The organism is Thorsellia kenyensis (assembly GCF_042432445.1).
GTDB classification, from domain to species: Bacteria; Pseudomonadota; Gammaproteobacteria; order Enterobacterales; family Thorselliaceae; genus Thorsellia; species Thorsellia kenyensis.
Genome location: NZ_JBHLXE010000107.1, coordinates 13,344 through 33,293, shown reverse-complemented (window position 1 = coordinate 33,293; position 19,950 = coordinate 13,344). Strand labels below are relative to the sequence as shown.

Sequence of the window (19,950 nt, the reverse complement as noted above, 5' to 3'; positions counted from 1 at the left end):
TGTTCTACTCGATGTGTGCTGTGAAACCAATCATTAGGAGATTGGTATGCTTTATTTGTGATGATGAAAGGCCCATCAACATCGACTAGCAAGAGTTGGTGTTAAATCGGCTCCAGCTGCGTTATTTAAGAGATATCGTGGTGAGCGTGGAGTTAAAAGGTAATATTTAAATTGTCAGATGTGTAGTAATAAGCTGAATGAAAATGAACCATTGATGAAGTGTCGTTAAGTGCAACCGTGATGTCAAAACTGCGTGCTCGTATAACATGCATTAACAAAGCTAAACGTGACTTGCAATAACGGTTTAGTTGGCTCACCGGCATATAGATGGCAGGAGATTACTACTGGCGCAAATAGAGAACTCAGGAAGATGTTGCCCTAATGTTAAGCGAAAAGTTATAGCGAAGAACCTGTAAGACGAAATAGCGATGAAGGGCGCATTGGCAGATTGTCTCGTAGTAATGATGAAGTTTCTGTAATGAAAATGGAGTGAAGGGGACAACTAACCTAGTTTTGCTTAATTAGACAACTTGAAGTAAAAGGATGAAATAATTGAACAAAACAAAACCCTTTACAATCAGTAAATGGAAAGTACAAGAAGCATAGCAACGAGTGAAAGGAAATGCAGGTTCTGCAGGTGTTGATAAAATTAGTGTCGAAGCCTTTGAACAGAATTTAAAGAAAAATCCGTATAAAATTTGGAATAGACTTAGTTCAGGCACCTATTTTCCACCACCCGTCAAACGTGTTGAGATACCAAAATCTGATGGCAAGATGCGTCCGCTCGGCATACCTACTGTAGGAGATAGAGTTGCGCAGATGGCTGTAAAGCTAGAGATAGAATCACAATGGGATTTAGAATTCCATCCTTCTTCCTTTGGTTATAGAATGGGTAAATCGGCACACGATGCAATAGCGCAAGCGCGCTCCAATTGCCACAAGCATAAGTGGGTAATTGATTTAGATATTAAAGGCTTTTTCGATAATATTGATCATACCCTTATGCTAAAAGCAATAGACAAACACCCCCCTAAATGGGTTAGACTTGCCCTTGTACGATGGCTAAAAGCAGATGTAATGTATCCTGATGGGAGTATAAAATCAGGAGAACGTGGCACACCTCAAGGGGGCGTCATTAGTCCACTATTAGCTAATCTTTTCTTGCATTATGCTTTTGATAAATGGTTGGGAAGAGAGTTCCCTAACTTACCTTTTGAACGTTATGCAGATGATGCAATCATTCATTGCACATCAGAAAACCAGGCTAAATTGGTATTAGATAAGCTAAAAGAAAGACTGAGTAATTGTAAGTTAGAGTTGCACCCTGAGAAGACAAAAATAGTAAATTGTGATGCGAGAACAAATAAGCACGCAAAATACAACAAATTTGACTTTTTAGGGTTTACTTTTAGACGTAGAAGAGCAATAAATTCAAGAACTAATCAAGTATTTACAGGGTTCTTGCCAGCTGTCAGCGCTCAAAAGAAAAATGCAATCAAGCAAAGAATCAAGGCTTTTAATTGGCGAGCACTACTACCAAAAGGGCTGGATAATGTTGCGAGAGTAATCAATCCCTATATCAGAGGCATTATTAACTATTATAGTAAATTCTATCCATCAGAACTTGAAGACATATGGCACGTCCTTGACGGACGATTAGTCAAATGGATTATGAGGAAAAGAAAACGCTATAAGGGTAAGAAAACTAAAACCTATAAGCTGATTGAAGAGTTAAAATCTAGTCCACGCTTTGGAAGACTTTTTGCTCATTGGCATCTAATGCAATCAAAAAGGAATTGAATTATCCTAGCAAACTAGAGGTTAGGTTAGAGGAGCCGTATGAGCCGAGAGGCTCACGTACGGTTCTGTGAGAGGGTGTAGGGGCGGTTCCTGCGCTCTACTCGATAATCAACGAAATATAAATATCTATTTTTTAGAAATCATATCCCGAGAACATTCTTTAGCTTTTCTAGAGCTAACATATGCTTCTCATTCGACATTTTTGCCAAATTGACTTGTTTCCATTTGATTGCAGGAAGCTCACTAACTCCTTTCAAACCAAGTAACGACCAATAAGGCTTTCTATTTTTAAAAGATAGCAAAAAAGACTTTTCACTATCAGTCAGTTCCAGATGAATGAGCTCTACCAAGCGTAATCTTACAGTTTCTAATTCTGCCAACGAGACATCCATCTTAGCCATGTTGATAAACTCACCTTCATAAGTGGCAGTAATATCCTTAAATTTAGGACTAAGTAATTCTGCCATTGGCCGATTATGGCATGATAAATAAACGAGTAATGCTTTACGAATTTCATCTGTTAGCCCTTCATTGTCCAAAAGCAACTTTACATCAAATAAGTCCCTTGGATGCTGTCTATCCAATGCCGCACATATCTTCCCAGCATATAGATCAGCGAGATCAACAACGGGCATTTCAACATAACCAAATTCGTCTTCTACGGATGTGCAAACTTCCATCAGTTTTGGTTTATAAACAGTGCCTCTCAATACAGGTGATAGTTCTACCTTGACCTGTACACCATTACGAGCAACAATCAACCTAAGTGTATCTTGTTTTGAACGATAAGCTTCCGTTAGCTCAACATCTTTAAACGCTTTTTTTAAATCCAGACCAATAGCATCAAGCGCTTCACAAATTTCCAACAATGCATCATCACGAAGCTTCATTGGAAGATACACTAAATCAATATCGACCGATAAACGAGGAAACTCTCTAACAAATAAATTGATTGCTGTACCACCTTTGAGAGCAAAGCATTTTTGTTTCGCAACGAAAGGCAACACCCGTATCAAAAGCTCTACCTGTTTGTAATAAATAGTATTTTTATTCACCTATGAACTCATCCTTTAGTTCCAACCGCTGTATGCTCAGGTACTGTTATTAGATACTCTTTATCCAACTTGCCACCCTTAACAATAACACGTTTACCTGAGCCTAAATCATAATTTTCTACATTTAACTTATCAAACCAAGAATAAGCTTGGCGTTTTGCAAGCCAAAAGAACAAGCGTTTAGCCTTTACACTTTTACACGCTTTTAATAATATATCAAGCTTTCTAGGTGATAAATTCACCAATCCCTGCATGAGTTCATCAGCATGCTCAAATGATACACTTTCAGGTAAATCCACTAGCACTTCTAATATAGCTTTTTCAGGGCATGAAATATAAACTGGAGGTAATTCCTCTCTCCATTTATACTGTTTAACAAGCGCTCTATCTTTTGATAAACCATCGGCCCAAAGTTTAGTTGTACTATGTCCCTTGAATTTTACTGGTAATGACAGTCTATGAAGCCAGGAAGGAAGCTTTCCCTTTGTATACAAATGAATTTGCTGCGTATTTCCTAACGACAAATATTGCGCAAAACCAGATATAGACAGTGCTGACAACCCACCGACTACAACAGGCGGAACTTGTTCTTCTAGATCCTTATTCATCATATGCTGCATAGAAGCAACTACGCCTTCCCAAGTAATTTCTAGGGAATATTGACTGTAAACACCTGTAGCTAGTAGCAGTAACGTATCGGTTTTGACAGCATTATCTACCGCATGCGCACTCAAACCTTGCTCCACAAGCCATTTCTTTGTAGCTAACATGCCATAAGGCAAAAGAGTTTTAAGTGACTGCTTATAAGAGACTTTCATCGTTCCGTGCTTAGGATGACTTATCATTGATAAACACCAAATCCTTTCTTTAGTTTACTTTTCCTATTTTTTACGGCGACTACCGCCGTAAAATGCAATATTGATAAACTACCATATTAAGGAGTTGTTGACTATCATTTTTTTACATCGGATATTACTATAATGGTCTGATTTTCCTGTAATCATATATAGAGCAATCTAGTCAACTAACCAGGTTAAATGATATGAATTTCCTCTAAAAATAATTTCATCCCAGTTGTTTTTGTAGTAATTTTTTCATACTATGAAGTAAATAATTTAATTTATTCTGCAAAAAATTGTGTATAATTAAATCATTATAGGAGACATCATATGAATAGCGACAAAAAGCAAGAGACATATATAAAACCATCTAGAGTGGAAATTTTACGCTCTGTAACTACTTCTACTGCACTAGAAACAGGTCATTCATCAGAAAAATTAGCTTCTTCCTTCGAAGATAAACGTAAACAATATGCTCATTTACGATTGGCTACGTAAATTAAAGATGATTAAGCGAATAGTTTATAAGGTGATTTTTACCTACCCACTTTTTGGCATAGCCAGTTCGGAAAATTTTAATTAACTTAAGCAAAAAATATTAAATAATTTTCAATGCTTTTTTTATTAAATAGTTCATGGGATAGTAATTACCAGATAGTCCAGAATGAATTGCAGAAATGTACTCATCCTTATTTTGTTCCCAGTATTGATAATCAAGAGGTTTTTTACCTCCCTGTACCGACATGACATCTGCTAATAGTCTTGATATACGCCCATTTCCATCTCTAAAAGGGTGTATTAAAATAAATTCCACATGTATTATAGAAAGCGCTTCAATTAATAAATCCTCATTCATTTTAGTGCATGGTGTATAAATCGCCAAAAATTTTTTCTCAAATTCATTTAGCAGTTTTTGTAGCTGTGAACATGAAACAAACAAGAAACCACCTTTACTAATATCAGCTGTTCTTTCTTTACCCGCCCAATCATAAACATTTCCAAGCCAGAGCCTATGCCAATTTTTAATCATAGAAATATTGATTCGACTATTGACAGGAAATTGATTTTCAAAAATTTCTAAATATAAAGTTTCTAATAAGACCATTTCCACTGTATTAATCTCATCTAAACTTGTAATTCCAAGTTTATTTAACATAACTAATTCATTCGAATTTTCTTGAAATTGCCCTTCACTATTAGAAATTACATATTTATTCACTCAACAACACACCTTTAATATTAACAACATAGACCAAATAAGTGATTCAATAAAAAACTACATTCTGACTGTAGCCAACCAAAGTACTATGACTGACAATATCTAATCAATACTTTACCCATATATTATACCAAAACACCATAGGGAATAGTGAATCTACTTCAATAACTAAATTGAACATAAAAAATCAACTACGCACTGTAATCCTCCCAAAAAAATAACGCCTAAATAAGTAACTATGAATGTGTTGTTAACGACCAATTATAATACCCTTGCGTATTCTCATCCACGTCAAACATGAAATTTTATCTATCTGTATTATAATTAAATTTAACCCATGCATAACAGCTTCCCCAGCAATTACCAAAGTGAGTACAAAGGTGAGTATAATTTGAAATGAGAAATTTAAAGTGATTATAATACAGCGACTTGAGTTGAGTATTACGCTTTAATGTGTGGCGTTTTGTAGTGAATGGAACATGACAAAATATGGTGTTCATTTTACTGAGCACCAAAAAATTAAATGACCGAATAATCGGCATTATAGAAACCTTTGAATTTCTATATGAATTTTGAACTCGCATATTTAGCAATCAGGTCATGCTTTAAAAATAAACAAATCATATGCAAAATAACAGCGTTTTGGTATGAATTTACACCACTTTTTCCATGTGATGACAATTTATACACTTATGCAAAGCTCTCTATTAACATTATCATAACAACCTTCATATGTTACATCCCTTGATTTGCATTCATTCTCATCTCCCGAGCCTATCTGCTTCAAATGCTGTTGCTCAAGCAATTTTATTTCCCTGTCAAAATCGGATTCAAACAAACGGTCCTGAATTATACGATATTTTTCAAACTCATTTTCTGCGTGAGTTTTGGCAATTTCGGCACTCACTTTGCCAGCATCCTGTAAAATTTCCCTATCTGTGGCAGCAATAAAACGGTTTATACGATCTTCCCAATCATTCATAGTAATTGGTATTTGCCGTAGTGCCATATCTTCAGCTACATCCAAATAGGCACTGACCAGACGTTGCAACTGCGCCATTTCATCTTGATTCAAATAATTTTTAGCAACGTTCACATAAAATTTTTGAATTTTACCTCGTGGGGAATCCTTCCATGTTATCAGTCCCATATTGGTTTTATCGGCGTCTTCGCGTGCGTATATGACTTCTGTAGCGGTTTGCCCATGAATAGCCCAGTGTAATTTATTCTGAATTGTGGCAAAAAAACGCTTGGTCACTTGAGCCGAGACATCATAATCAATAGCAGTTGCATAAATATCAGTAATTTTTTGATAGAATTTACGTTCTGATAAGCGTATCTCGCGAATACGCTCCAGCTGTTCTTCAAAATATTTTTTCCCAAGAATGGTGCCGTCATTTTTTAGACGCTCATCATCCATAACATAGGCTTTTATGGTATATTCTTTAATAATACCCGTTGCCCATTTGCGAAATTGTACTGGCGTTCGGAGTTTACTTTATACCCAATAGCTATAATAGCAGAAAGGTTATAGTGCTTGGTGTTATAGCTTTTACCGTCCCTAGCAGTTATTCGAAAATTTCGAATAACTGTATTCTCATCCAACTCACAGTCAGAAAATATGTTTTTTAGGTGATAATTGATGGTATTCGTCTCTACATCATATAGCGTACCTAGCATTTTTTGGGTGAGCCACACATCTTCATCCGCATAAATGGTCTCAACACCACCCTCACCGCTAGCAGCTATAAAGATGAGATATTCAGCAGCTGATGAGCGAATTGCTGGTGCTTTTTCTTTCTTTTTTATCATATAGTTAACTCCTTTTAAAAGTTGGACATCTTATCATTTACTTCGTAAATATTTAGGATTATCTCCATACTTTCATCAATCTGGGATTATTGGTTTTATCTTGTTGCTAATATTGGCTGGCATCGAGAGAAAAGACATCTTCGTGATTTTTATCAAAAGTGCGTAAAACCATGCCCTTTAGGGCAGAGATGTAAGCACGGACTGCCTCGCAGTTTTCTTGATAATTAAATACTTTGATATATTAGATCGATAAAACGTGTATAAGTCCACTGATTTACTTCTACATATTTGCTTAGCGCATCAGTAAATTGACGATGATAGATCACTTCTTGAATAGCTGAAACAAGATAGCTTTCATCGCGCTGATTAATAAAATTTGTATGACCGCCCGTTCTCTCAGCAAAAACATCTAATACAATGTCAAGTAATCGTGAACGTATTAAGCGTGCATTATCACTTTCTGTTAGTCATTCGATGGATCTTATAAGTTATTGATTGTGTGCTGTGAAGTTAGCTATTAGGTGGCTAACATACTTTATCTAAGATGGTGGTAGGCCCCTCCAGCATCGGCTGGAAAGAGCAGGTGCTAAATCGGCTCCAGCTGCGTTATTTAAGAGATATCGTGGTGAGCGTGGAGTTTAAAAGGCAATAAAAAAAATTTGTCAGATGTGGAGTAATAAGCTGAATGAAAATGAACCACTGATGAAGTGTCGTTACTTATAATTGTGATGTCAAAACTGCGTTCATAGGGTCGACGCATTAACAAACCCAATCGTGACTTGCAATAACGGATTGGGAGGCTCACCGGCATACAGATAGCAGGATCTTATTTTGGGCTCCAGTGTGGAACAAAGGAAGATGAACTTTGATGTTAAGTGAGAAGGCATAAGCAGATCCCTCTGTAAGCTGAGAGTAACGAAGCAAAGTGCATTGGCAGATTGCCTTGTATTAGTGATGAAGTATTTGTAATGAATATGGAGCGAAGGAGGTGACTAGCTCGGTTTTAAGAGATTAGACAAATCAAATTACTGAGGAAGAAATAATTGAATAGAACAAAACCCTTTGAAATTAATTGGAACGACGTATTAACAGCTTGGCAACTTGTAAAGGAGAATAATGGTGCCCCTGGTATTGATAATATCAGTATTAAAACGTTTGAACAGAATCTACAAAAGAATCTATATAAGATTTGGAATAGACTCAGTTCAGGCACCTACTTCCCACCCGCAGTCAAACGTGTTGAAATTCCCAAGTCAGATGGAAAACTACGCCCTTTAGGGATACCTACGGTAGCGGATAGAGTGGCACAAATGAGGGTGAAGCTAAATATCGAAAAAGAATGGGATGCAAAATTTCATGATTCTTCTTTTGGATATAGAGCAGGAAAATCAGCTCATTGTGCTGTAGAACAAGCGAGAAAGCATTGCTTCAAATACAAATGGGTAATTGACTTAGATATCAAAGGCTTCTTTGATAATATTGATCACGAACTCATGATAAAAGCAATAGACAGCCAACATCCACCTAAATGGGTTAGGTTAGTCTTAATACGATGGTTAAAAGCAGACACTGTACTTCCTGATGGTAGTATTAAGAAGGGAGAACAAGGGACACCACAAGGTGGAGTAATCAGTCCATTGCTTGCAAACCTATTTCTACATTTTGCATTTGATAAATGGTTAGAACGAGAGTATCCGCACTTACCATTTGAACGCTATGCTGATGATGCAATAATTCATTGTGTATCAGAACAACAAGCCAAAGAAGTATTAGGAAAGCTAAACCAAAGAATCCTTTATTGCAAATTAGAATTACACTCTGAGAAAACGAAAATTGTGTGCTGTAATCCTAAGATTAATAAGGATATGGCAAACAATCAATTTGATTTTCTAGGGTTCACTTTTAGGCGAAGAAGAAGCGTTAATAAATACACTAATGAGACTTTTACCTCATTTCTTCCAGCCATAAGCAACAAAGCAAAGAAAGCGATAAAAGGGAAAATCAAATCATTTCCTTGGCAAGCGATGCTTCCAAAAGGTTTAAACATAGTGGCTAAAATGATTAATCCTTATTTACATGGGATAATAAATTAATATAGCAAGTTCTATCCATCAGAATTAAGAGGCATATGGCAGACACTTGATACACGTCTTATACTCTGGCTGATGAAAAAGAGCAAGAAACTCAAAGGCAAGAAGATGAAAACATACCAATTACTTTCTGAGATAAAATCACATGTTGCACGAAGAAGACTTTTTGCCCATTGGTCATTAGAATTAATGATAAAAGCACAAAAGGAAACATAGCACAAGTGAGGTTGAGCTAGAAGAGCCACATGACGCGAGAGTGTCACGTGTGGTTCTGTGAGAGAGGGCGGGTGAAACTCCTGTGCTCTAATCGATTAAGCTGAAAGTGGCTGTTCAAATTTTCTTGTTTCAATCCATCCTTGGCCATAATCTACCTGAGCACTTGTTTGTGAATTCAAGTTGCTAAATTAAAAGTTGGCACTATAGAAAAAAATACTTTGCCTTTCAATGGCGAGAAGTTAATCAATAGTTATGTAAACTTTTCTCGCCACTAACATTAAACCAAGCAATAATTATTTATAACGAAATAAAAGTTATAAATAAAGTGCATTTGCATAAGTGTCACATCTTTTTTTCCAACCAGCTAAAAACACACCATCATTTTTTCCTCTAGGTTGATTCTTAACGCGGTTTTCTAAGACACTTTTGCAACTAGAAGCAAAATCTGATAAAGCCTTTTTACCAGGTTGTGAACCACTCATTCCTTCCAGTACTTGCATCAAACCCCAACTGATATTGTTATATTCTTTAATGGGTTGCGTGCCTTCGCCTTTGAAATTGACATAGTCAATCAGTGGGTAGAGTCCATTTTTGGTTTGCAGCACGCGATTAAATTGCGTTTGAATTTGTCTTGGGTTGTCTGAGCTTTGAATCATTTTATCTACAGAAGCGATTAATCTGTTATAAATAAAAACAATTTGCACATCTTTGGTGTTCTCAAAAAACTGGATCACCTCCTCTAATTCACCACGCTGCCTAGCTTTTTCCAATTCAGCTTTATTAGACCAAGGCGCATACCTTGAATTTAATAAAGGTGGTACTTTGCGATTGTTCAGTTTATAAAAAGCGATCAAACTAGGTAACATATCCCCATAACTAGCATGATAACCTTCTGGATACCAAATAAAGTGGCCAATTCCAAGTGATGGAAATGACTCATTTGGATTCCAATAAACCAGGTTATTTCTATCCCCACCAGTTTCATTTAGATTAATTTTATGGGCAATAGTTAATAATTCTTTTTTGGCTGATTGTGTTTTTAAATCAGATGAAGCACCTGTATATAGGAGATTATCGAATGATTTAGCAGTGCTTGAGATAGGGACAAGCTCAAATCTTTTACTCTTGTTAGAACAAGAAACGAGAAAAATACAAAAAATCAAAATAAAGAAGTGTTTCATAAAGGTAAAGGTTTAAGTAGTTAAAAACAATATAATAGATTAATTTGAAATTAATCACATTAGTCTATTTTCTTTGAAAATCATTAGGTTAGTATTTGGTCGCACAGAGTATTAGCGTTAAAATCAAATTACACTTATAATTAGCAAATAAACGATACAAATATATATAAAATACAATAAATACTCAAGGTAAATATGACTCTAAAAGCCATACTAAAAAAAATAGTTAAATTTTTATTTAAAATAGAAATTAAGGGAAATTTTGATGAGCTTAAGCACAAAAAAATAGTGATTACGCCTAATCACGTCTCTTTGCTTGATGGCATTCTTTTAGCACTTTTTTTGCCAAAAGAACCTATGTTTGCAATTTATTCTCCTTACCTTGAAAAAGCCCCACTGAAATGGTTAAAAAATCAAATGAAGTTTTTTCCTGTAGATCATAACAATCCTTTTGCCATTAAACAAATGGTAAAAGAGGTTTCGAATGGGGAGCCTCTTGTTATATTTCCAGAAGGCCGTATCTCAGTTACAGGTAGTTTAATGAAAATTTATGATGGGGCGGGTTTTATAGCGGCAAAAACGGATGCAAAAATAGTTCCTATCAGAATCGAAGGTGCAGAATTTTCTAAAACAAGCTACCTAAAAGGACTTGTTAAAGTTCGATGGTTCCCCAAGATTACTATTCATATATTGCCATCAAGAACTCTTGAGATGCCAACAGTAGGCAGTTCTAGTGAAAGACGTATGATCTTAGGGGATAAATTACACCAAATTATGATGGATGCAAAAGTTTCAGTCAGACCATCGATTAGCTTGTGGCAATCATTTTTAGCACAAGCGAAGAATTATGGATATGCCCGTCCTATCATGGAAGATATAAATAATACACCTATTTCCTATAGGGGACTGATTAAACGTTCTATTGCTGTCAGTGAAATTCTGAATAAATCGACAAATACTGAAGCGCCTTTGGGGCTACTATTGCCAAATACAATTGCAATGGCCAGTACGTTTTTAGCGGCTAATTTGAGTGCAAAAGTCACTGCATTGTTAAATTATACAGCAGGAGTGCAAGGAATTACATCAGCAATAAAAGCTGCACAAATAGATACTATAGTTACTTCAAGGGCATTCATTGACAAAGCTGACTTAGGGCATTTAGTGATGGAGTTAAGAGAGGTTCGATGGATCTATCTAGAAGATTATAGAAATAAACTCTCGATTAAAGATAAATTAAAAATAGCATTGTACACTTTTTTTCCAAATTCCTTAGCTCATAGCATGAAGGGGGATGATGAGGCTGTCATTCTTTTTACGTCAGGTTCTGAGGGGGTGCCTAAAGGTGTAGTGCATACCAATAATACAATTTTAGCTAATGTTGAGCAAATTAAAGCCGTTGCTGATTTTACGGTAAAGGACAGTTTTATGTCATGCCTACCGCTTTTCCATGCTTTTGGTTTGACTGCTGGTCTTTTTACCCCTCTATTATGTGGTAGTTATTTAGTATTATATCCAAGTCCCTTACATTATAGGATAATACCTGAAGTCATATACGAGAAACGATGCACTGTTTTATTTGGTACTTCTACGTTTTTACAAAAATATGCTGAGTTTGCTCATCCATATGATTTGATTACATTACGCTATGTTATTGCAGGTGCCGAGAGGCTTACAGAGAAAACTAAAGAAATATGGCGAAACAAATTTGGTATCAGAGTGCTTGAAGGTTATGGCGTGACAGAGTGCGCACCTGTGATCTCAATTAATTTACCGATGGCTTATAAAGCAAATACAATTGGCCGTATGCTTCCTCTCATTGAACATCGATTGCAAGACGTCCCAGGACTTGCAGAAGGGAAATTATTATTCATTAAAGCACCTAATCTCATGAAGGGGTATTTACGTGTTGATGCCCCTGGCGTGATCGAAGAGCCATGTATGATAAATGAAGAGGGCGGAATTGATAAAGGTTGGTATGACACTGGAGATATTGTGCATATTGATGAAGATGGATATTTACAAATTAAAGGACGAGTGAAACGATTTGCCAAGATCGCTGGTGAAATGATTTCTTTAGAATCTATTGAAAATATCGCAATTTCAATTAGCCCTGAAAGTAAACATGCTGCAGTAGCCCTAAAAGAGGAACGCAAAGGAGAAAGAATTCTCTTTTTCACCACAGATAAAACATTGACAAAAGAAGCATTAAAAATAAATGCTCAAAGCCATGGGTTACCTGAAATTGCTATTCCGAAAAATGTACATTACTTAGATGAAATGCCTATGTTAGGCTCGGGAAAAGTTGATTTTGTCAAATTAAACCAGAAGGCTTTGTTGTTATAGCCAAGAGGGCATTTAGTATGAATATTGAAGTAGGTAAAGAGGGAGTAAATGAAAAAAATTCTGAAAGATTTTTAACAAAAGGCCTTTTTGCAGTTACAGTGGCTCAATTTTTGTCGGCGTTGGCGGATAATGCATTACTGTTTGCGGTCTTGTCTTTGGCTAAATCTTTGAATTATGAATCATGGATTGAACCAGTCTTTCAGTTATTGTTTGTTAGTGTTTATGTCATTACAGCCCCTTTTGTTGGCAGCTTTGCTGATAATTATGATAAAGGCCGAGTAATGCTTATATCTAATGGGTTAAAATTTATAGGTGCACTTTATATATTGGTTATTGGGAATGCATTTATTGGCTATTTACTGGTAGGATTAGGCGCAGCAATTTATTCACCTGCAAAATATGGGATCTTAAGCCAATTGGTAAAAAGTGAACATTTAGTAAAAGCGAATGGTCTTATTGAGGCAAGTACTTTGTTTGCTATCATAAGTGGTGCCATCATCGGTGGAGTTGTTGCTGATAATAATGTCACATATTGTTTTATCCTGTGCGTGAGCATTTATGGACTGGCTTGTATCGCTAACCTATTCATACCTAGTTTACCTATATTAGTAGAGAGAATTAAGTTGTCACCTAAGGTTCAAACTCTTCGTTTCATAAATGATTTAATAGTATTATTTTCGGATAAAGTTTCGAGGGTAACGTTAATTGGATCTGGTTTATTCTGGGGAGCAGGGATCACATTAAGATTTTTAATGTTGGCCTGGGTTCCTTATGTTTTAGGGTTAACGGATAAAACTACTCCATCTTTACTTAACGCAGCAGTGGCAATAGGAATAATCTTTGGTTCAATTATTGCATCTAAATATATTACACTTGGAAAAATAAAGTGGGCTTTAACTTCTGGTGTTGCAATGGGATTACTGGTGGTTATTATGATGCTGATAGACATGAGTTATCTTATGACTAATCATATACCTACTCAAGAAGAGTGGATGAATATTCATTCAGGGTTATGGAGCATTTATTTAATTCTTACTGTAATTGGTGTTCTTGGTGGCATATTTATTGTACCAATAAATGCGTTATTTCAATATCAAGGAAAAAAATTGGTAGGTGTGGGTAAAGCTATAGCAGTGCAAAATTTCACAGAAAACCTTTCAATGTTAGTTATGTTAGCTATTTTTACTATTTTCTCTAGTTTTGAGATAACACCGATTATTATGGGGGTTGGTTTTGGTGCGCTACTATCATTATGCATGTTAGTTGTACTAAAAATTAAAGCTAAACCAATTACAATGGATAAGCCATTGTGAGAATTTACATATCATGAGTTTTTTTATGTAAAGAGCCACTATGTTATAAGACGATTTGCTTAACGGAATCTATTAATTGTCACGTCAATTTCCTATGTCATGAAGGCTAAATTTTTAATAGTTTCGTAGAAGTTTAATTCAAGAACGAATTGCAATAGATTTTAAAAAACAAGCAATTTGTTGTATGATAGAAAAATACGAATATAATTGTTTTGTTAAATATTTAAGAGAAGTTCAAAATCTGTTAAACGGATTTTTGCTAAATGAAGCTTTGGGTAAAGTGCTTTAGACAAAGCATTAACTTTATACGATTATCAGACAGAGATAACACTATTCAAACCATTGGGATTAAAAGAGTCTAATTGAAAATGAGTAAAAAATTACATATAAAAACATGGGGTTGTCAAATGAATGAATACGACTCCGCAAAAATGAATGATTTACTATCTGCAACTCATGGCTATGAGCTTACTGATAACCCAGATGAAGCAGATGTTTTGCTTTTAAATACCTGTTCTATTAGAGAAAAAGCCCAAGAGAAAGTATTTCATCAATTAGGTAGGTGGCGTAAACTAAAAGAAAAAAATCCTGATCTTATTATTGGGGTTGGAGGCTGTGTAGCCTCTCAAGAAGGGGATAATATCAGAAAAAGAGCCCACTTTGTTGATATGGTTTTTGGTCCACAGACATTACATCGTTTACCAGAAATGATAAATCACGTCAAAGGCACTTCATCTCCTATTGTTGATATTAGTTTTCCTGAAATTGAAAAGTTTGATAGATTACCCGAACCTAAAGCAGATGGAGTTACAGCCTTTGTTTCAATTATGGAGGGTTGCAATAAATATTGTACTTTTTGTGTTGTTCCTTATACTCGTGGAGAAGAAGTTAGCCGCCCTGTTGATGATGTATTATTTGAAATTGCGCAATTAGCTGAACAAGGTGTGCGTGAAGTTAACCTACTTGGGCAAAATGTAAATGCTTATCGAGGCATTACTTATCAGGGAGAAATTTGTCGTTTTTCCGAATTACTCAGATTAGTTGCAGCTATTGATGGTATTGATAGAGTGAGATATACCACAAGCCACCCTATAGAATTTACTGACGATATCATTGAGGTTTATAAAGATACACCTGAATTAGTGAATTTCCTACATTTACCAGTCCAAAGTGGTTCTGATAGAATTTTAAATCTTATGAAACGTGGTCATACCGCTTTAGAGTACAAGTCTATTATTAGAAAGTTAAAAAAAGTTAGACCTGATATTCTTATCAGTTCAGATTTTATTGTTGGATTTCCAGGGGAAACTGATGATGATTTTCAGCGAACTATGGACTTAATTGCTGATGTGAATTTTGATACAAGCTATAGCTTCGTATATTCAGCAAGACCAGGTACACCTGCCGCTGAGATGAACGATGAAGTGCCAGAGGAAACTAAAAAACAACGCCTTTATCTTTTACAGACACGTATAGCTCAGCAAGCGATGCAATTCAGTCGTCAAAAAGTCGGCTTTATTGAAAGAATTCTAGTTGAAGGTCTATCTAAAAAAGATGTTATGGAATTATCAGGCCGTACTGAGTGTAACCGAGTTGTCAATTTTGAAGGAACACCTGATATGATAGGGCGGTTTGTTGATGTAGAAATTACTGAAGCCCTCAACAATTCACTCAAAGGTAAAGTGGTTCGCATAGAAAATGAAATGGACTTGCGTATCAACGAAAAACCTTCTGCTGTTATAGCAAGAACAAGAAAAGAAAATGAATTAGGGGTTGGGATATTTGTTCCACAATAGACTTTTAATGACTAAAGTTGATTTACACTCAATTAAAGTGGATTACACTGAATTAATTAAAACATAATTACTTAGCTTATTAAATAAATTATCTAGCGTATGCTTAATTAGGAGTATTCTTGAATACAACAACACAAGAAATTTTTTTAGAGCCTGCTGATACCGATAGACTTCAAGTCTTATGTGGGCCTATGGATATGCATATAACAGCGATAGAACAAAGATTGGGTGTGGAAATTAATCGACGTGATAACCGCTTTAAGATAATAGGTAAATCTTTTGTTGTAGTTGGCGTAGTAAAATTATTAAGAGGATTGTATGTTGACACAGCTCCTATTAAAGGTCACTTACCTTCCCTAGATATTGAAGATGTCTACCTTGCGATTAAAGAGTCCGGTGTCCTTGAACAGACACATTTGCATACCCCTGATTATGGTAAAGCAGTTAATATTCAAACCAAACGTGGCATAATTAAACCCAGAACACCTAATCAATCAATTTATATTAATAATATTCTCACACATGACATTACGTTTGGTATTGGTCCTGCTGGGACGGGGAAGACTTACCTAGCAGTTGCAGCAGCTGTTGATGCTCTTGAAAGACAGGAAATAAGACGTATATTATTGACCAGGCCAGCTGTTGAAGCAGGAGAAAAACTCGGTTTTTTACCTGGTGACTTGGCGCAAAAGGTTGATCCTTACCTTAGACCTCTTTATGATGCATTATTTGAGATGTTAGGTTTTGAAAAAGTTGAAAAGCTAATCGAGAGAAGTGTTATTGAAATAGCGCCCCTTGCGTATATGCGAGGTCGTACTCTGAATGAGTCCTTTATTATTTTAGATGAAAGCCAAAATACGACACCAGAACAAATGAAAATGTTCCTTACGCGTATAGGATTTAATTCTAAAGCGGTAATAACAGGAGATATTACGCAAATTGATTTACCGAAACATCAAAAATCTGGCCTAAGACATGCGATTGAAGTTTTAAGTGAACTAGATGACATTAGTTTTAATTTTTTCCAAAGTGAAGATGTAGTAAGGCATCCCGTTGTAGCTAGGATTGTTAATGCTTATGAAGATTGGGAACAAAAACAGGCAATAGAAAAAGCCTTAGTTAAAACGAAAGCAAAAACAGATAACCCGTTATAAGAATCACTGCCAATTAACAAAAAAGCGTACTCTAACACTCATAAAAACCTAAATTTGCTTATGAACTCGACTTATTACATTGATATACAAAATGCGTTAGAAATGCAAAAAGAGAAAATCCCTTCTCAAGAAGACATTAATAAATGGGTTAGCGCAGTTCTTTGCCTCTTTGAGCCTAATGCAGAATTAACCCTTAGAATTGTAGAAAAGGAAGAGATACAGTCTTTAAATTCGCTTTATAGAAAAAAAGATAAACCAACCAACGTGTTATCATTTCCGGCTGAAACTCATATAGGACTTACTATTCCCTTACTTGGAGACTTAATAATCTGTAGAGATGTAGTGCAAGAAGAAGCACTAGAGCAAGGTAAATCCTTTGAACAACACTTTGCACATATGATAATCCATGGCTGTCTGCATCTCTTAGGTTATGATCATATTGACGATGCAGAAGCTGAAGAGATGGAAGCTATAGAAATTGAGGTTTTACATACTTTAGGGTATCCTAACCCCTATGAGCTTAATTGAATTTGATCACCGTAAGCATTATATTGTCGTAAATGCTTATTTCGTTTAACTAACTAAAAGGAATATTTATGTCAGATGACCATCCTCCGAGTAGAAATTTAACAGCAGACAATTCTGTAAATCAAAGTTTTGTGGCACAAGTAATGAAAAAATTTTTTAAAAAGCCACTACAAGATAGAGAAGAACTTTTAAATATCATCAAAGAGGCAAAATCTGAATGTCTTATCGATCCTGAGACCTATGATATGCTAGAAGGCGTTATGGATATTGCTGATCAACGCGTAAGGGATATCATGATCCCAAGATCTCAAATCGTCACCCTTCCACAAGATCTTTCGCTCAATGAATACTTACAGATAATCACTCAATCTGCTCACTCAAGATTTCCAGTTATCAGTGAGGATAAAGATCATATTGAAGGGATTTTACTGGCTAAAGATCTTTTACCGTTTGCTTTAGACAGTAACCTTAACTTTGATCTTAAATCTCTCTTACGGCCCGCGGTAATAGTGCCTGAGAGTAAGCGTGTAGACAGTATGCTAAAAGATTTTAGAACATCAAGATATCATATGGCGATTGTTGTAGATGAATTTGGAGGCGTTGCGGGACTTGTTACTATTGAAGACATTCTTGAGTTGATTGTTGGGGATATCGAAGATGAATTTGATCCTATTGAAGAGTCTAATATTCGTCAATTAAGCAAGCACACCTATAGCGTAAAGGCGTTACTAGATATAGAAGAGTTTAATGATATATTCGGCACGACATTTAATGACGATGATGTTGATACTTTAGGGGGGCTTATTATGCAAACTATGGGTCACCTGCCTGAAAGAGGGGATAAAGTGGAAATAGACGGATACCTATTCAAAGTCACTGCGGCTGATAATCGTCGAGTTATTCAATTGCAAGTGACTGTACCTGAAAATGTCAACGTAGCCCCTTTAGCTCATCTTGAATAACAAAAAATTGAATGTCTTATGAAATTAACCTATTCTAATCTATATAAATATATTGCTTCTATAGCATTTGGTGCTGTAGGTGTTCTTGCCTTTTCCCCTTTTGACAAATATTGGTCTTTTAATGGAATGTTAATATTTGTTAGTTTTACAGGCTTATTACTCCTGTTAAACAAATCATGCTATAAAGTAAGTAAATGGATAGGTTTTTATTGGGGGATAGGTTTTTTTGGTTTTGGTATTCATTGGGTGTATGTCAGTGTAGCTGGATTTGGCGGGATGCCGTTTTTGGCAAATATCGCTATTGTGGGTTTACTTATAGCTTATCTGTCAATTTATCCTGCCTTATTTGCCTACTTACTCAATCGTCTGTTTAAAAAAAATAGTTCTTGCAAGTGGATATTTTTCTCACCGGTATTTTGGTTTTTAACCGAATTTTTAAGATCTTGGATCTTAACAGGTTTTCCTTGGTTAAGGTTAGGCTATTCTCAGATCAATACGCCCCTTATTCATTATGCCCCTATATTAGGAGTTGAAGGAATTGACTTTTTAATTGTAATAATTTGTGGTTTGGTGCTGGTAGGCGTAAATCGATTTCAATCAAATCGAACAAAAATACAAAATAATTTGCAAATTGTTACAATTCTCTTACAAAATCCATTGTTTTTTGTAGTATTATTATCTGTAATGATTCCTTTGATTTTGAAAAAAATTGAATGGTTTTCTACAGAGGGTGAAAAACAATTAAAAGTTACGTTAGTTCAACCCAATATAGATCAACAATTACGATGGAATTCTGAACAATTAAATGAAATTCTTGATAAAACGGCCGAATTAACAGCTCCTTATATTGGGAAAAGTGATTTAATAATTTGGCCAGAAACTGCTATACCTAGCATAGAAAGATATCTTGAAGATTTTATGTATCAGTTTGATAGACTGTTAAATGACAAAGGATCTCAATTAATTACAGGAATTGTTGATATAAGGAACGATGGACAATCTTACAATGCAGCGATTGTGTTAGGTAATAAAAAACCTTATGTATTACCAGATCAAAACACTCCTGCAATAGGGCAATCTGATCGATACTATAAACATCATTTAGTGCCTTTCGGAGAAACCGTACCTTTTCAAGCGCTTATGAAACAAATTGCACCATTATTTGATTTACCTATGTCATCGTTTAGTCAGGGTGAATATGTATCAAATAATTTAGTGGCGGCTCAAAAGAACTTATTGATGGCGATATGCTATGAAATAATTTTAGGTCAACAACTCAGGGCCAATTTTACTGCTGAGACAGATTTTATAGTAACAATTAGTAATGATGCTTGGTTTGGGCGTTCAATTGGACCATGGCAACATTTGCAAATGGCGCAAATGCGAGCTGTAGAGCTTGGAAGGCCAGTTATTAGAGCTACTAACAATGGAGTGACAGCCTTTATAAGTGCTGATGGTAGAATTTTGAGCCAATTATCACAGTTTGAAGACGGAACTTTAACCGAAAAAATTATGCCTACGCATGGCGTGACTTTTTTCGCACTATATGGACATTTTATCAATTGGTTTATAGTTTTATTTATGTTGCTAGTAGGCCTTTTAGTCAATAGGACAAAAAAAAATCGATAGAATGTCAATGTGT

At 35.5% G+C, this 19,950-nt stretch carries 14 protein-coding genes and 1 pseudogene; 10 read left to right on the top strand and 5 right to left on the bottom strand.

The window, feature by feature from the left end; translation table 11 throughout:
* The first annotated feature begins 612 nt into the window (after window positions 1-612).
* The gene (ltrA, locus tag ACFFIT_RS11230) at window positions 613-1,800 is read left to right on the top strand and encodes a group II intron reverse transcriptase/maturase (protein ID WP_385877763.1); all 1,188 of its coding nucleotides are present in this window, start codon (window positions 613-615) and stop codon (window positions 1,798-1,800) included.
* Window positions 1,801-1,940: 140 nt separating this feature from the next.
* On the opposite strand, the gene ACFFIT_RS11225 is transcribed toward ltrA (ACFFIT_RS11230), so the two are convergent.
* Both ACFFIT_RS11225 and ACFFIT_RS11220 read right to left on the bottom strand, forming a co-directional pair.
* Window positions 1,941-2,855 (bottom strand): nucleotidyl transferase AbiEii/AbiGii toxin family protein, encoded by a 915-nt coding sequence (locus ACFFIT_RS11225; RefSeq protein ID WP_385877762.1) that lies wholly within the window; start codon window positions 2,853-2,855, stop codon window positions 1,941-1,943.
* A gap of 8 nt (window positions 2,856-2,863) precedes the next feature.
* Window positions 2,864-3,700 carry a type IV toxin-antitoxin system AbiEi family antitoxin domain-containing protein gene (locus ACFFIT_RS11220; RefSeq protein ID WP_385877761.1) on the bottom strand — a complete coding sequence of 279 codons (837 nt, stop codon included), beginning with the start codon at window positions 3,698-3,700 and terminating at the stop codon, window positions 2,864-2,866.
* 324 nt (window positions 3,701-4,024) lie between these two features.
* On the opposite strand from ACFFIT_RS11220, the gene ACFFIT_RS11215 reads away from it, so the two are divergent.
* Window positions 4,025-4,192 carry a hypothetical protein gene (locus tag ACFFIT_RS11215; RefSeq protein ID WP_385877760.1) on the top strand — a complete coding sequence of 56 codons (168 nt, stop codon included), beginning with the start codon at window positions 4,025-4,027 and terminating at the stop codon, window positions 4,190-4,192.
* A 100-nt stretch (window positions 4,193-4,292) separates the two neighbouring features.
* Here ACFFIT_RS11215 and ACFFIT_RS11210 read toward each other — a convergent pair whose 3' ends face one another.
* Complete coding sequence (locus ACFFIT_RS11210; RefSeq protein WP_385877759.1) at window positions 4,293-4,913, bottom strand: Fic/DOC family protein; 621 nt, start codon at window positions 4,911-4,913, stop codon at window positions 4,293-4,295.
* Window positions 4,914-5,595: 682 nt separating this feature from the next.
* Window positions 5,596-6,593: pseudogene (locus tag ACFFIT_RS11205) on the bottom strand (virulence RhuM family protein).
* Window positions 6,594-7,768: 1,175 nt separating this feature from the next.
* Between ACFFIT_RS11205 and ltrA (ACFFIT_RS11200) the strand changes: the two are divergent.
* The gene (ltrA, locus tag ACFFIT_RS11200) at window positions 7,769-8,818 is read left to right on the top strand and encodes a group II intron reverse transcriptase/maturase (protein ID WP_385877758.1); all 1,050 of its coding nucleotides are present in this window, start codon (window positions 7,769-7,771) and stop codon (window positions 8,816-8,818) included.
* 527 nt (window positions 8,819-9,345) lie between these two features.
* Here the strand turns inward: ltrA (ACFFIT_RS11200) and ACFFIT_RS11195 are convergent.
* Window positions 9,346-10,212 (bottom strand): hypothetical protein, encoded by an 867-nt coding sequence (locus ACFFIT_RS11195; protein ID WP_385877757.1) that lies wholly within the window; start codon window positions 10,210-10,212, stop codon window positions 9,346-9,348.
* Between the two features lie 195 nt (window positions 10,213-10,407).
* On the opposite strand from ACFFIT_RS11195, the gene aas reads away from it, so the two are divergent.
* From aas to lnt, 7 genes are all read left to right on the top strand, one after another.
* Window positions 10,408-12,555 (top strand): bifunctional acyl-ACP--phospholipid O-acyltransferase/long-chain-fatty-acid--ACP ligase, encoded by a 2,148-nt coding sequence (gene aas / locus ACFFIT_RS11190; RefSeq protein WP_385877756.1) that lies wholly within the window; start codon window positions 10,408-10,410, stop codon window positions 12,553-12,555.
* 17 nt (window positions 12,556-12,572) lie between these two features.
* Window positions 12,573-13,868: a lysophospholipid transporter LplT gene (gene lplT / locus ACFFIT_RS11185; protein WP_385877755.1), complete on the top strand. Its 1,296-nt coding sequence runs from the start codon at window positions 12,573-12,575 to the stop codon at window positions 13,866-13,868.
* 368 nt (window positions 13,869-14,236) lie between these two features.
* Complete coding sequence (gene miaB, locus ACFFIT_RS11180) at window positions 14,237-15,664, top strand: tRNA (N6-isopentenyl adenosine(37)-C2)-methylthiotransferase MiaB (protein ID WP_385877754.1); 1,428 nt, start codon at window positions 14,237-14,239, stop codon at window positions 15,662-15,664.
* A 119-nt stretch (window positions 15,665-15,783) separates the two neighbouring features.
* On the top strand, window positions 15,784-16,818 hold the full coding sequence (locus tag ACFFIT_RS11175; RefSeq protein ID WP_385877753.1) for a PhoH family protein: 1,035 nt from the start codon (window positions 15,784-15,786) through the stop codon (window positions 16,816-16,818).
* Window positions 16,819-16,920: 102 nt separating this feature from the next.
* Window positions 16,921-17,346 carry an rRNA maturation RNase YbeY gene (ybeY, locus tag ACFFIT_RS11170; protein WP_385877752.1) on the top strand — a complete coding sequence of 142 codons (426 nt, stop codon included), beginning with the start codon at window positions 16,921-16,923 and terminating at the stop codon, window positions 17,344-17,346.
* 68 nt (window positions 17,347-17,414) lie between these two features.
* Window positions 17,415-18,308 (top strand): CNNM family magnesium/cobalt transport protein CorC, encoded by an 894-nt coding sequence (gene corC, locus ACFFIT_RS11165; RefSeq protein ID WP_385877751.1) that lies wholly within the window; start codon window positions 17,415-17,417, stop codon window positions 18,306-18,308.
* An 18-nt stretch (window positions 18,309-18,326) separates the two neighbouring features.
* Window positions 18,327-19,937 carry an apolipoprotein N-acyltransferase gene (gene lnt / locus ACFFIT_RS11160; protein ID WP_385877750.1) on the top strand — a complete coding sequence of 537 codons (1,611 nt, stop codon included), beginning with the start codon at window positions 18,327-18,329 and terminating at the stop codon, window positions 19,935-19,937.
* Window positions 19,938-19,950: the final 13 nt, after the last annotated feature.